The sequence below is a fragment of the Oerskovia sp. NPDC060287 genome, assembly GCF_042726775.1.
Classification (GTDB): Bacteria; Actinomycetota; Actinomycetes; order Actinomycetales; family Cellulomonadaceae; genus Oerskovia; species Oerskovia merdavium.
Window position 1 is genome coordinate 1 of record NZ_JBHXBO010000106.1, and the last position, 14,330, is coordinate 14,330.

A 14,330-nucleotide genomic window follows, 5' to 3' on the forward strand; every position below is an offset into this window, starting at 1 on the left:
CAGTCGGGTGGTGGCTCCTACGGTGGTGGTGAGCGCCGTTCTTACGGTGACCGCCCGCAGTCGGGTGGTGGCTCCTACGGTGGTGGTGAGCGCCGCTCCTACGGTGACCGTCCCCAGTCTTCGGGCTCTGGTGAGCGCCGTTCTTACGGTGACCGCCCGCAGTCGGGTGGTGGCTCCTACGGTGGTGGCGAGCGCCGCTCCTACGGTGACCGCCCCCAGTCTTCGGGCTCTGGCGAGCGCCGCTCGTACGGTGACCGTCCCCAGTCCTCGGGCTCTGGCGAGCGTCGCTCCTACGGTGACCGCCCGCAGTCGGGTGGTGGCTCCTACGGTGGTGGCGAGCGCCGCTCCTACGGTGACCGCCCCCAGTCTTCCGGCTCCGGTGAGCGTCGCTCCTACGGTGACCGCCCCCAGTCTTCCGGCTCCGGTGAGCGTCGCTCCTACGGTGACCGCCCCCAGTCCTCGGGCTCCGGCGAGCGCCGCTCCTACGGCGACCGTCCCCAGTCCTCGGGCTCCGGCGAGCGTCGCTCCTACGGTGACCGCCCTCAGTCCGGTGGTGGTGAGCGCAAGAGCTACGGTGACCGTCCCCAGTCCGGTGGTGGTGAGCGCAAGAGCTACGGTGACCGTCCCCAGTCCGGTGGTGGTGAGCGCAAGAGCTACGGCGACCGCCCCCAATCCTCGGGCTCCGGCGAGCGCCGCTCCTACGGTGACCGCCCCCAGACCGGTGGTGGTGAGCGCAAGAGCTACAGCGACCGTCCCCAGTCCGGTGGCGGCGAGCGCAAGAGCTACGGTGACCGCCCGCAGCGTTCGACCGATCAGGGAGAGCGTCAGTCGCGTCCTCCGCAGGACCAGCGTTTCGCGGGCCCGGAGATCGACGAAGCGGTGCAGTTCTCGGACCTCGACCGTGACGTGCGGGGCCGCCTGCGCACCCTGAGCAAGGAGAACGCGACGGTCGTCGGACGCCACCTGGTCATGGCCGGGAAGCTGATCGACACGGACCCCGAGCTCGCCTACGAGCACGCTCAGGCTGCCGTCCGTCGAGCAGGCCGCGTCGACGTGGTCCGCGAGGCCGCCGGCCTGACGGCCTACCAGACGGGCCGGTACGCCGAGGCGCTGCGTGAGCTGCGCACCGTTCGCCGCCTCAACGGTTCCTCGGAGCACCTCCCGATCATGGCCGACTGCGAGCGTGGGCTCGAGCGCCCCGAGCGCGCCCTGGCCCTTGCTGCATCGGAGGAGGCGAGCACGCTCGACGCGCACGGCCGCACCGAGCTCGCGCTCGTCGTGAGCGGCGCACGTGCCGACCTCGGTGAGTTCGAGGCTGCTCTGGCCGTCCTCGACCAGATCCCCGCTGCCGAGGCGCAGGGAGACCTCGCACTGCGAGTCCTCCAGGCCCGCGCCAGTGTCCTCGAGGCCGCAGGTCGTCTCGACGAGGCCGCCGCGATCCTCGCGGACGTCGACCCCCGCGCACTCGCCGCGGCACTCGGCACGTCGCTCGACGACGAGGTCGTCGTGTACGACCTGACCGAGGACGCCGTCGAGCTCGACGAGGACGAGACCGAAGAGGACTCTGACGAGGGCGATGCCGCGCCGTCCGACGAGGACGAGACCGACGGGTCGGACTCCGACGCCCCCGACACCGAGGCCGCCCCCACGGACGAGACGGACGCTGCGGCGTCGGGCACGGAGAACGACGAGGAGACCAAGTGAGCCTGGGGCTGATCGCGAGCGACATCCCGCTCGCAGAACGCTACGACCTGGCCCTCGTCGACCTTGACGGCGTCGCCTACCGCGGGCACGAGCCCATCCCGAACGCCGCTACCGGCCTCGGGGGGGCCCGTGCCGCGGGCATGCGCCTCGTCTTCGTGACGAACAACGCGTCGCGCGAGCCGCAGTCGGTCGCCTCCCAGCTCACCGAGCTGGACATCCCCACGTCCTCGGACGAGGTGATGACGGCCGCCCAGGCCGCCGCAGCGCTCCTGCGGACCCGGCTGGAGCCCGGGGCTCGCGTCCTGGTCGTCGGCGGAGCGGGTCTCTTCACGGCCGTGCACGACGCGGGCTTCGTGATCGTCGAGAGCGCGGACGAGGAGCCTGTCGCGGTCGCGCAGGGCTTCGCGCCCGAGCTCGGCTGGGCGCAGCTCGCCGAGGCCGCGTACGCGATCCAGCGAGGGGCCTGGCACGTCGCGAGCAACCTCGACCTGTCGCTCCCCACGGCCCGTGGCTTCGCGCCCGGCAACGGTTCGCTCGTGCGTGCTGTGCAGGCCGCCACGGGTGTCGAGCCGTCGAGCGCGGGCAAGCCCTCGCCGACCATGTACCACCTCGCGGTCGAGCGGGCAGGGGCCTCGTCGCCCCTCGTCGTCGGTGACCGTCTGGACACCGACCTCGCCGGCGCGCGCTCGGGCGGGTACCCGGGCCTGCACGTCCTGACCGGCGTCAACGGGGGCCGCGACGCGGTCCTCGCCGAGCCCGGGCTGCGCCCGCACTACATCGGTGCCGACCTCCTGAGCCTCCTGGTGCCCCACGAGGCGCCGGTCCAGGCCGCCGAGGGTTGGTGGACGTGCGGGGAGTCCGCCGCGCGAGCGACCGAGGGTGTGCTCGAGCTGACCGGACCTCAGGGCGTCGACCTGATCCGTGCCGCGTGCGGCGCGGCATGGGCGACGGTCGACGCGGGGGGATCGGTGGATGCCGACAGCGTGCCCGATCTCGCTGTCGGTAACGCCTGAGATCCTGTCCTGACCGGTAGCGTTGCACCGGTGCGGTGACTGCGCGGCTCTCAGCCGCGCACCACGGCACCGGTGCGACGCACCCGACCCCTGGACACGGACTGGAGGAACACGCATGGCGCAGGACACCGTCGACGACGGCGCTCCCACCCCGACCCCCGTCCCCACCCCCGGAGACGTGCGGACCGGCGTGACGGCGTCGGGCGGCGAACCCACCGACGACGCGGTCACCGCGGCCCTCGGCCGGCTCGACGAGCTGACCGACGCGCCCCTCGAGCACCACGTCACCGTCTTCGACGCGATCCACGAGGCCCTGCAGGTCCGCCTCGCGGACGCGGAGGACTGAGCGTGAGCGCACGCGTGGACGCCGAGCTCGTCCGCCGGGGCCTCGCCCGCTCACGCGGGCGCGCCGCCGAGCTGATCGGCGCAGGGCGCGTCAGCCTCGACGGACGCGTCGTGGCCAAGGCCTCCCTGCCCGTGCGACCCGACCAGGAGATCCACGTCGACCCCGACCCGGCCGACCAGGGGTACGCGTCCCGTGCCGCGTTCAAGCTGGCCGGCGCCCTCGACGCGATCCGTGCCCGGACGCCCGAGCAGGCTCCCCGCATCGAAGGGGCCCTGGGGCTCGACCTCGGAGCCTCGACCGGGGGATTCACCGACGTCCTGCTGCGCCGTGGTGCGCGCGGGGTCGTGGCCGTCGACGTCGGGCACGACCAGCTCGTCCCCGCGCTGCGCGACGACCCGCGTGTCACCGTCCGCGAGGGCTTCAACGTCCGAGACCTGACCCCGGCGGACCTCGACGTGACGCCCGACGTCGTCGTCGCGGACCTGTCCTTCATCTCGCTGCGGCTCGTGCTGCCCCCCGTGGCGAGGGTCGTCGGACCCGGCACCGACCTGCTCCTCATGGTCAAGCCGCAGTTCGAGGTCGGCCGCGACCGCCTGGGCACCGGGGGAGTGGTCCGCGACCCGGCGCTGCACGCGCGCGCCGTGCTCGACGTGGCGCTCGACGCCGCCCGCCTGGGCCTGCGCCCGCTCGGCGTGATCCCGAGCCCGCTGCCCGGCCCCAGCGGCAATCGCGAGTTCTTCCTGTGGCTGCGCCCCGAACCGCAAGCAGGGGACCTGCCGAGGGGCACTCACCAGGACCTCCGCCCCGCCGGGCTCGAGAGCGCGATCGAACGCGCCGTCCGCTCGCCGCTCGGCGAGCAGCCCCTCGTCGCGCTGGTCGATGAACCTGCCGGCGAACCGGAGGGCGCCCGGTCCGTCGACCTGACAGACTCGCTCGCAGTGCCCGACGACCAGGCTGCGCCGCGCGACCACGCAGGACGGCGCGACCAGGCACCGTCGCGCGTCGGCGAGACCGACCACCTGGGCCGTGCCGTCGGCACGGACCCGCACCGATCGACCGGAGGAGCCCTGTGACCAGGAGAGTGCTGATCGTCACGCACGGTGGACGACCCGAGGCGGTCGTCGCGCTGCACGAGGCGGTCAAGGAGCTCCAGGACGCGGGCTTCGAGGTCGGGCTGCACGACGACGACCTCGCCGAGACGTTCGGCGACCACATGGCCCAGCTCCGCACGCGCGAGGGCGTCGCCGAGTCCGAGGTCGTCATGGTCCTGGGCGGTGACGGCACCATCCTGCGAGCGGCCGAGCTCACGCACGGCACGGGCGTCCCGCTGCTCGGCGTGAACCTCGGGCACGTCGGCTTCCTCGCCGAGGCCGAGCGCGAGGGCCTGCACGCCGCCGTCCAGCGCCTGGCCGCGCACGACTACGTGGTCGAGGAGCGCGGTGTCCTCGAGGTCCGGGTCACGCTCCCCGGCGAGGACGAGCCGCGCGTCGGATGGGCCCTCAACGAGGCCACGGTCGAGAAGGCGTCCCGCGAACGCATGATCGAGGTCGCGATCGGCGTCGACGGCCGTCCGCTGTCCTCGTTCGGCTGCGACGGCGTCGTCATGTCCACCGCGACCGGGTCCACGGCGCACGCGTTCTCGGCCGGTGGCCCCATCGTGTGGCCCGACGTCGACGCCATGCTGCTCGTGCCCCTCGCGGCGCACGCGCTGTTCGCCCGCCCGCTCGTCGTGGGTCCCTCGTCGACGTTCGCGCTCGAGCTGCTGCAACGCTCCGCGGGCCCGGGGGTCCTCACGTGCGACGGACGCCGGCGCATCGACCTGCCCGCGGGCTCGCGCGTCGAGGTCCGGCGCGGCGACTCGCCGATCCGGCTCGCCCGCCTGAGCACGGCGCCGTTCACCGACCGGCTCGTCTCCAAGTTCTCCCTGCCGGTCGTCGGGTGGCGAGGACGCGTGGCCGAGGACGCGGCCGAGGCGGCCCGCGTCGCACGCCAGGCGGCGACCGCCGCCGTGGACGCCGCGAAGCGACCCGACGGCGGACGCCCGACCACACCCGACCCGAAGGGGGAGTGACCGTGCTCGAGGAGATCTCGATCGAGAACCTGGGCGTGATCCGTTCCGCCCGCGTCCCCCTGCACCCTGGGCTGACCGTGATCACGGGTGAGACGGGCGCAGGCAAGACGATGGTCCTGACCGGCCTCGGCCTCCTCATGGGCGGCAAGGCCGACCCGTCGACCGTCCGCCCCGGCGCGACCGGTGCCGTGGTCGAGGGGCGCCTGCGCGTGAGCGGGCGCGACGCCGTCGGGCAGCGGATCGACGAGGCCGGCGGCAGCGTCGACGACGACGGGACCGTCGTGGTCCTGCGCACCGTCGCGGCCGAGGGCCGCTCGCGGGCGCACCTGGGCGGCCGCAGCGTGCCCCAGGGCGTGCTCGCGGAGATCGCCGACGACCTCGTGACCGTCCACGGGCAGGCCGACCAGCTGCGCCTGCGGACCCCGAGCCACCAGCGCGCGGCCCTCGACGCGTTCGCGGGCCACGCGCACGCCGCGCTCCTCGACGAGTACCGCGCCGCGTGGACCGAGCGCAGCGGGCTCCTGGAGGAGATCGCCGACCTGACCACGCGCGCCCAGGAGCGCGCGCGCGAGTCCGAGCTGCTGCGCTTCGGGCTCGCCGAGATCGAGCGCGTCGACCCCCAGCCGGGCGAGGACGCCGACCTCACCGCGCTCGTCGCCCGCCTCGGCAACGCCGAGGAGCTGCGTCTCGGGGCGCAGGCCGCGCACGACGCGATCGTCAGCGACGACGCGCTCGACGGGGGAGACGTCCCCGGTGACGCGAGCTCCGCCGTCGAGCGCGCACGCCGCGCGCTCGAGGCCGCGAGCCAGCTCGACCCGAGCCTCGCCGGGCTCGTCGAGAGGATCGCCGGGGTCGGGTACGCCCTCGCGGACATCGCGACCGAGGTCTCGGGCTACGTCGAGGACCTCCAGGCGGACCCCGGGGGTCTCGAGCAGGCGCACACGCGCCTGGCCGCGCTGAGCGCCCTGACCCGGAACTACGGCGAGACGATCGACGACGTCCTGGCCTGGGCCAGCGACGCCGGGCTGCGCCTGCTGGACCTCGACGACGGCGGTGAGCGCCTGCGCTCGATGACCGAGCGTGCCGACGAGCTCACTGCCCTGCTGTCCGCTCTGGGCGCGCGCATCACCGCGTCGCGCACCGCGTCGGGCGTGCGGCTCGCGCACGCCGTGACCGAGGAGCTCGCCGGCCTGGCCATGAGCGGCTCGCGGCTCGAGGTCGACGTGACGCCCGCCGACGAGCCCGGCCCGTGGGGCGCCGACGTCGTGACGCTCTCGCTCGTCCCGCACCCGGGCTCGCCGCCGCGCCCGCTCGGCAAGGGGGCCTCGGGCGGTGAGCTCTCACGCGTCATGCTCGCGATCGAGGTCGCGCTCGCCACGTCGGGTGCCGACGCAGGAACCGACGCTGCCGCGCCGCTCCCCACCTTCGTCTTCGACGAGGTCGACGCGGGGGTCGGCGGGCGCGCCGCGGTCGAGGTCGGTCGACGGCTCGCCTCGCTCGCGCGGTCCGCGCAGGTGATCGTCGTGACGCACCTCGCGCAGGTGGCCGCGTTCGCCGACTCGCAGCTCGTCGTGACCAAGTCGCACGGCGGGGACGGAGCCGATCCCGTCACAGTCACGGGCGTGCACGAGGTCACGGGCGAGGAGCGCGTCCGCGAGCTGGCGCGCATGCTCTCCGGCCAGGACGAGTCGGACGCCGCACGGCAGCACGCGCTCGAACTGCTCGAGTCCTCGGTCGTGGGACGATAGCCGCGATGAGAATCAGTCTGCGCAGATCCACGTCCGACGTGACGGAGCCGGGAACCAGCGGCCCCGCACGAGTCGATGCCCGCACCAAGGCGCTCACCAAGAGGCTCAAGCCCGGTGACGTCGCCGTCATCGACCACCTCGACATCGACCGCGTCGCGGCGGACGCCCTGGTCACCGCCAAGCCCCTCGCGGTGCTCAACGCGGCGAAGTCGATCTCCGGGCGCTACCCGAACCTCGGCCCGGAGATCCTCGTCGACGCCGGGATCATCCTCATCGACGACCTCGGCAGCGGCATCATGAGCATCTCCGACGGGCGCGAGCTGCGCCTCGAGGACGGCAAGGTGTTCGCGGGTGAGGACCTGCTCGCAGAGGGCGTCCGCCAGACCTCCGAGACCATCGCGGTCAGCCTCGAGGAGGCGCGCGCGGGGCTCTCCGAGGAGATCGAGCGCTTCGCCGAGAACACCATGGACTACATGCGGCGCGAGCGTGAGCTCCTGCTCGACGGCGTAGGCGTGCCGGACATCCGCACCGTGATCGAGGGTCGTCAGGTCCTGATCGTCGTGCGCGGCTACCACTACCGCGAGGACCTCGCGACGCTGCGCCCGTACATCAAGGAGTACCGTCCGATCCTGATCGGCGTGGACGGCGGCGCGGACGCCATCATCGACGCGGGCTGGAAGCCCGACATGATCGTGGGCGACATGGACTCCGTCTCGGACCGCGCGCTCGCGTGCGGTGCCGAGATCGTGGTGCACGCCTACCGCGACGGCAAGGCTCCCGGTCTCGAGCGCGTCGAGGCGCTCGGCGTCAAGCCTGTGGTCTTCCCGGCGACCGGCACGAGCGAGGACATCGCGATGCTCATGGCCGACGACAAGGGGGCCGAGCTGATCGTCGCGGTCGGCACGCACGCGACGCTCGTCGAGTTCCTCGACAAGGGCCGTTCGGGCATGGCCAGCACGTTCCTCACGCGCCTGCGCGTGGGCGGCAAGCTCGTCGACGCCAAGGGCGTCTCGCGCCTGTACCAGCACCGGATCTCCAACCTGCAGCTGACCCTGCTCTCGCTCGCCGGGCTCTTCGCCGTGATCATGGCGATGTGGTCCACGGCCGCAGGGCAGACGGTCTTCGGCATCATCGGTGCCCGCATCGACGACTTCACCTCGTGGATCGGCGCACTGTTCGGGGGCGCATGAGCCCCGGACCGTACGCACCCACCACCTCCCTGACGCGCGCCGCCCGCACGTCGCCCCGCACGGACACGAAGGACGCAACAGCACAGTGATCGACTTCAGGTACCACATCGTCTCGTTGATCTCGGTCTTCCTGGCGCTGGCGGTCGGGATCATCCTGGGCGCCGGACCGCTGCAGGGCGCGATCGGCGACCAGCTGACCGGGCAGGTCGAGCAGCTGCGCCTCGAGCGCAACGAGCTGCGCGACCAGCTCGACGCGACGAACCTCAAGGTCGCCGACGACCAGGAGTTCATCGTGGCCTCGGGCCCGCAGCTGGTCGCGGGCACGCTCCAGGACCGGCGCGTCGCCGTGGTGGACCTCGGCGACGTCGACGACGAGCGGTACGAGGCCGTGCAGGAGCAGCTCGAGGGCGCCGGCGCGAGCATCGTCGGGCACGTCCGGCTCGACGGTGCGTGGACCGACAAGAAGCAGGAGGACGCGCGCAAGGCGACGGCGACCGAGATCACCGACCTCGTGACGGGCGTCACGGAGTCCGGGACGGACGAGAAGCTGGCCGCCGGGCTCGCGACGTCCCTCACGGCGAAGCAGCTCGCCGCCCCCGAGGAGCGCACCCCCGAGGCGGTCCAGATCGAGCTCAAGCTCGCGCAGGCAGAGCTCATCGAGGTCGTCCAGGAGCAGGACGTCCCTGCGGACGTCGTCCTGCTCCTCGCGCCCGAGAGCAAGGTCGCCCCGACGACCGGCACGACCACCGGGACCACGGACGAGGAGGCCGACACCTACGCGGTCTCGATCGAGGTCCTGCTCGCACAGGCCGCCCAGGCGCGCTCCGAGGGATCGCTCGTCGCAGGCTCGACACCCGTGCCGGGCGACCTGATCTCGACCATCACGGCCGACGCGGACCTCGCGGCCGTCCTGTCGACCGTGAGCGGCATCGAGGCCCCGGCCGGCCAGATCTCCGTCCCGCTCGCCCTCGCTGCCCGCATCGGCGACAAGGTGGGACAGTTCGGGTTCGAGGACGGCGCGACCGCCGTCATCCCGCCATCCGTGCAGCTCCCCCCGGTCGACCGCACGCCCGCAGGAGCGCCCGACACGCCGCTCGGCACCGAGGGCACCGACGGGACCGACGGCGCCGGCACCACCGGCGAGACGGCCGAGGGCTGATCGATGGGCACCTTCCTCCGCGCCCTCGGCGCAGGCGTCGTGTCGGCCGTCGTGACGGGCGGGGCACGCAGCGTGCTCGACACGGTCTCGCCCGGCGGTCCCGAGCGGTGGACGCGCACGAACCACCGGGGCGAACCCATCAGCCTGCTCGAGGGGCCGGCGGTGGCCGCGGGCCTCGTCGCGGGAGCTCTCGTCGCGGGACCCGACGCCCGCACCCGGACGGCGACCGCGCTCGCGACCGCCGGGGGCGGAGCATTCGGTCTGGTGGACGATCTCGCGGAGGACACCTCGACGCGGACCAAGGGCATCAAGGGGCACGTCGGGGCACTCCTGAAGGGCCAGGTCACCACCGGTGGCCTCAAGGTCCTCGGGATCGGGACGACCTCCCTCGCCGCGGCCTTCGTCGGCACGCGCAGGACCGGGTCCACGCTCGGCTACCTGACCGACGTCGCGGTCAACGGCTCGATCGTGGCTCTGAGCGCCAACCTCTTCAACCTCCTCGACCTGCGTCCCGGGCGCGCGCTCAAGTCGGGGGCGGCGCTCGCGCTGCCTCTCGCGGTGACGCCCGTGGGGGCGACCTCGGGCGCGGTGCTCGGTGCTGCCGTCGCGGCCGCTCCCGGCGACCTGAGCGAGCGCGACATGCTCGGTGACGGAGGAGCCAACGCGCTGGGTGCGCTCGTGGGCACCCAGGTGGCGTTCGGGACGCCGCGCGCCGTGCGTCTCGTCGCGCTCGCCGGGGTCCTGGGACTCAACGTCGCGAGCGAGAAGGTCAGCTTCTCGAAGGTCATCGACGGCAACCCGTTGCTGCGCCGGTTCGACCAGTGGGGGCGGCGTCCTGCGGCTCCCGCCGCCCACCCGACGCCGCCGGCCTCGTCCGCGGCGTCGCCCGTCGGCGAGCCGTCGTCCGGTCAGGACGCACCGGCTTGAGCGAGGACGTGACGCCGGGCCAGGACACCGCGCCCGCGCCACGCCCCGCGCGTGCTTCCCGGGTGCGTGCTGGGACGCAGACGCTCGCGGGCGCGGCCCTCATGATCACGGCCGTGACGATCGCGAGCCGGCTCGTGGGCTTCGCCCGCTCGCTCGTCATGGCGTGGGCGGTCGGCACTCCCGGTGTGGGCGCGGCCTACACGTCGGCCAACGTCCTGCCCAACGTCCTGTTCGAGGTCGCGGCCGGCGGCGCGCTCGCGGGCGCGGTGGTGCCTCTGCTGGCGGGCCCCATCGCGCGAGGCGCCCGGGTCGACGTGTCGAAGATCGCGTCGGCGCTGCTGGGGTGGACCCTCCTGGTCCTCGTGCCGCTCGGCGCGCTGCTCGCGGCGCTCGCCTACCCGATCGCTCACGTCCTGATGGCTGCCAAGCACCCTGACCTGATCGATGTCACGGCGCTGTTCGTGCGCGTCTTCGCGCTGCAGATCCCCCTGTACGGGGTCGCGGTGATCCTCGGGGGGATCCTCCAGGCGCACAAGCGCTTCTTCTGGCAGGCCTTCGCGCCGCTCGTCTCGAGCGTCGTGGTCATCGTGGTGTACCTGGTGTTCGCGGGCATGGCGGACGGGAACCAGGCGGACGTCGCGGCACTATCCACGGACGCGATCGCGTGGCTGGGCTGGGGGACGACGCTCGGGGTCGCGGCCCTGGCGCTGCCTCTGGTCGTCCCCGTCGCCCGTACCGGGACGCGGCTGCGCCCGACCCTGCGCTTCCCCGGGGGAGAGGGCGTCCGTGCCCGCAACCTGGCGTTCGCCGGGGTGGGGGCGCTCGTCGCGCAGCAGGTGTCGGTGCTCGCGGCGATGTACGCAGCCACCAACTTCGGTCCTGAGGAGACGTTCCCGACGTACTTCTACGCGCAGCAGGTCTACCTGCTGCCGTACGCGGTGCTCGCGTTCCCGCTCGCCACGAGCGCGTTCCCCCGCTTGGCCGAGCACGTGGCCCAGGGGAGCCACGAGCTCTTCGAGAGGTTGCTGTCGTCGACGACGCGGACCATCCTCCTCGTCTCGGGCGTGGGGGTGGCCGCGCTCGTCGCGGCCTCGGCCGCGGTCGAGGCGGTCTTCGCCGTCGTCACCGACGGGTCCGTCGAGGGTCTGGGAGCGGCCACCGCCGCGATGGCACCGGGCATCGTGGGCTTCGCCCTGATCCTGCACCTGTCGCGCGCGCTCTACGTCCTGGACCGTCAGCGCGCGGCCGTCGTGGCGACCGCGACCGGCTGGGTGGTCGTCGCAGCGCTGGCCGTGGTGGGCCCGGCGACGCTCGGTGACGGCGACCAGGTGCGTGTGCTGGCACTCCTGGGCGTGGCGACCGCGGTGGGCATGAGCGTCGCGGGCCTCCTGCTCCTGCTCGCGGTGCGCCGCCACGCCGGCCCCGAGGCGGTGCGCGGCGTGCCTCGCACGCTGGCCGTGCTGGTCGTGGGTGTGGCGCTCGGCGGCGCGGCAGGGCGGGGGCTCAGCGCCGTCCTCCTGCCCGACGACGCGCACGTCGCCGTGGCGCTCGCCGTGGGCGTCGGGGCCGCGCTGGTCGCGGCCGTGCTCGTCGTGGGGCTTTCGTTGGTCGCGGACAGGTCGTCGGTCGTCGGGCTGGCGCGTCGCGGCCGGGGGAGTGCGCCGAAGGTCGCGGACCCGAGCTAGGACGTGGGGAGCGCCGCGGGCATCTGACGCGCAGACTGGTGGACGAGCACCCGACTGAGAGTCATCCCACGCTGGATCCGGCGCACCCCCGACGAGTCACTGTTAGGATGGAGTTCCGTGGCAGATCACCTGAACAGACCCCTCGCCGTCAACGGCGGCCGCTCGGACCACAGCACCCGGCACATCTTCGTGACCGGCGGCGTGGCCTCCTCTCTCGGTAAGGGGCTGACGGCTTCGAGCCTGGGTCGCTTGCTCCGATCCCGTGGCCTGCGCGTCACGATGCAGAAGCTCGACCCGTACCTCAACGTCGACCCCGGCACCATGAACCCGTTCCAGCACGGTGAGGTCTTCGTGACCGAGGACGGCGCCGAGACGGACCTCGACATCGGGCACTACGAGCGCTTCCTCGACGTGGAGCTCCCGGCCTCGTCCAACGTGACGACCGGCCAGGTCTACTCGCAGGTCATCGCCAAGGAGCGCCGCGGCGAGTACCTGGGCGACACGGTGCAGGTCATCCCGCACATCACCGACGAGATCAAGTCGCGCATGCGCGCCCAGGCGGGCGAGGGCGTCGACGTGATCATCACGGAGATCGGCGGCACGGTCGGCGACATCGAGTCCCAGCCCTTCCTCGAGGCGGCCCGCCAGGTCCGCCACGAGCTGGGCCGCGACGACGTCTTCTTCCTGCACGTCTCGCTCGTGCCGTACATCGGCCCCTCGGGCGAGCTCAAGACCAAGCCCACGCAGCACTCGGTCGCGGCCCTGCGCTCGATCGGTATCCAGCCGGACGCGATCGTCCTGCGCGCGGACCGTGTGGTCCCGGAGCCCGTCAAGCGCAAGATCGCGCTCATGTGCGACGTGGACAACGAGGCCGTGGTCAACGCGATCGACGCCCCGAGCATCTACGACATCCCGCGCGTGCTGCACTCGGAGGGCCTCGACGCGTACGTCGTGCGCCGTCTGGGTCTCGCGTTCCGCGACGTGGACTGGGACGGGTGGTCGCAGCTCCTCGAGCGCGTCCACCAGCCCGAGCACCAGGTCGAGGTCGCGCTCGTCGGCAAGTACATCGACCTGCCGGACGCCTACCTGTCCGTGACCGAGGCCCTGCGTGCCGGTGGTTTCGCGAACGACGCCAAGGTCACCATCCGCTGGGTCCCGTCCGACGAGTGCCAGACGCCCGAGGGCGCCGAGGACGCGCTCGGCGGCGCCGACGCGATCCTGGTCCCGGGCGGGTTCGGGGTGCGCGGCATCGAGGGCAAGCTCGGCGCGCTGCGCTGGGCCCGCGAGAACCGGATCCCGACGCTCGGCATCTGCCTGGGCCTGCAGTCGATGGTCATCGAGTACGCGCGCAACGTGCTCGGCATCGAGGACGCGTCGTCGAGCGAGTTCGACCCGGAGAGCAAGAACCCGGTCATCGCCACGATGGAGGAGCAGCTCGCGATCGTCGACGGCGCGGGCGACCTGGGCGGCACCATGCGCCTGGGCTCGTACGAGGCCGCGCTGACGCCGGGTTCCGTGGTCGCCACGACCTACGGCGCGGAGTCGGTGACCGAGCGTCACCGCCACCGCTACGAGGTCAACAACGCCTACCGCGCGCAGCTCGAGGAGGCCGGCCTGGTCATCTCCGGCACCTCGCCCGACTCCTCGCTCGTCGAGTTCGTCGAGCTCCCCAAGGACGTGCACCCGTACTACGTGAGCACCCAGGCGCACCCCGAGTTCAAGAGCCGTCCGACGCGTGCCCACCCGCTGTTCGCGGGACTGGTCGCGGCGGCGCTCGAGGCCCGGACGGCCTGACGTGACGGTCCGCCCGCTCGCTGACGTCCCGGTCGCCCGGGACGTCAGCGAGGCGCGCGTCCTGCACGCGGGACGCATCTTCGACCTGCGCTCGGAGCAGGTCGACCTGGGTGAGGGCGGCGTGGTGACGCGCGAGTTCGTCGACCACCCCGGGGCCGTCGCGATCATCGCGCTCGACGAGGACGAGCGGGTCCTGCTGCTGCACCAGTACCGTCACCCGGTGCGGCGCGAGCTGTGGGAGCCGCCTGCAGGTCTGCTCGACGTGGACGGCGAGGACGCGCAGGCCGCGGCCGCGCGCGAGCTGCTCGAGGAGGCCGACCTGCGCGCCGCGCAATGGGACGTCCTCGTGGACTACTACACGACCCCGGGCGGCAGCAACGAGGCCCTGCGGGTGTTCCTCGCGCGTGACTTCTCCGAGGTGCCCGCGGCCGAGCGCCACGAGCGCGAGGCCGAGGAGCTCGGCATGGAGCTGCGCTGGGTCCCGCTCGACGAGGCGGTGTCCGCGGTCCTGGCCGGGGACCTGCACAACCCGTCGGCCGTCGTCGGGATCCTGGCGGCCGCTGCCGCGCGCGCGACCGGCTGGTCGTCGTTGCGCCCGGCGGACAGCCCGTGGCCCGAGCGTCGCGGGGGAGACCCCCGCGCCTGAGCCGCGCACCGCGGAACAGCACACGAGGGCCCGACGGCGTCACGCGC

12 protein-coding genes are annotated in these 14,330 nt (G+C 73.2%); all 12 read left to right on the top strand.

The annotated features are described in order from the left end of the window. Positions 1-1,704, top strand: a 1,704-nt coding sequence (locus ACFWFR_RS10960) for a primosomal protein (protein WP_377622981.1), incomplete at its 5' end; no start/stop codon positions are given. Beyond that, the gene (locus tag ACFWFR_RS10965) at positions 1,701-2,717 is read left to right on the top strand and encodes an HAD-IIA family hydrolase (RefSeq protein WP_377616869.1); all 1,017 of its coding nucleotides are present in this window, start codon (positions 1,701-1,703) and stop codon (positions 2,715-2,717) included. The genes ACFWFR_RS10960 and ACFWFR_RS10965, both read left to right, overlap by 4 nt. 115 nt (positions 2,718-2,832) lie before the next feature. Then, complete coding sequence (locus ACFWFR_RS10970; RefSeq protein WP_191805916.1) at positions 2,833-3,063, top strand: hypothetical protein; 231 nt, start codon at positions 2,833-2,835, stop codon at positions 3,061-3,063. Between the two features lie 2 nt (positions 3,064-3,065). Continuing rightward, a complete protein-coding gene (locus tag ACFWFR_RS10975; protein ID WP_377622982.1) occupies positions 3,066-4,136 on the top strand; it encodes a TlyA family RNA methyltransferase in 1,071 nt (356 codons plus the stop codon). Next, complete coding sequence (locus ACFWFR_RS10980) at positions 4,133-5,134, top strand: NAD kinase (RefSeq protein WP_377622983.1); 1,002 nt, start codon at positions 4,133-4,135, stop codon at positions 5,132-5,134. Before ACFWFR_RS10975 ends, ACFWFR_RS10980 begins: the two co-directional genes overlap by 4 nt. Before the next feature lie 2 nt (positions 5,135-5,136). Next, positions 5,137-6,882 carry a DNA repair protein RecN gene (gene recN / locus ACFWFR_RS10985; protein ID WP_377622989.1) on the top strand — a complete coding sequence of 582 codons (1,746 nt, stop codon included), beginning with the start codon at positions 5,137-5,139 and terminating at the stop codon, positions 6,880-6,882. A gap of 5 nt (positions 6,883-6,887) precedes the next feature. After that, a complete protein-coding gene (steA, locus tag ACFWFR_RS10990) occupies positions 6,888-8,072 on the top strand; it encodes a putative cytokinetic ring protein SteA (protein WP_377622984.1) in 1,185 nt (394 codons plus the stop codon). Between the two features lie 85 nt (positions 8,073-8,157). Then, on the top strand, positions 8,158-9,231 hold the full coding sequence (locus ACFWFR_RS10995) for a copper transporter (RefSeq protein ID WP_377622985.1): 1,074 nt from the start codon (positions 8,158-8,160) through the stop codon (positions 9,229-9,231). A gap of 3 nt (positions 9,232-9,234) precedes the next feature. Then, positions 9,235-10,158 carry a hypothetical protein gene (locus tag ACFWFR_RS11000; protein ID WP_377622986.1) on the top strand — a complete coding sequence of 308 codons (924 nt, stop codon included), beginning with the start codon at positions 9,235-9,237 and terminating at the stop codon, positions 10,156-10,158. Further along, on the top strand, positions 10,155-11,843 hold the full coding sequence (gene murJ / locus ACFWFR_RS11005; protein WP_377622987.1) for a murein biosynthesis integral membrane protein MurJ: 1,689 nt from the start codon (positions 10,155-10,157) through the stop codon (positions 11,841-11,843). The genes ACFWFR_RS11000 and murJ overlap by 4 nt, the downstream gene beginning before the upstream one ends. Before the next feature lie 117 nt (positions 11,844-11,960). Beyond that, positions 11,961-13,637 carry a CTP synthase gene (locus ACFWFR_RS11010; RefSeq protein ID WP_318244690.1) on the top strand — a complete coding sequence of 559 codons (1,677 nt, stop codon included), beginning with the start codon at positions 11,961-11,963 and terminating at the stop codon, positions 13,635-13,637. Between the two features lies 1 nt (position 13,638). Beyond that, positions 13,639-14,283, top strand: a complete 645-nt coding sequence (locus ACFWFR_RS11015; protein ID WP_377622988.1) for an NUDIX domain-containing protein — start codon at positions 13,639-13,641, stop codon at positions 14,281-14,283. The last annotated feature ends 47 nt before the right edge of the window (positions 14,284-14,330 follow it).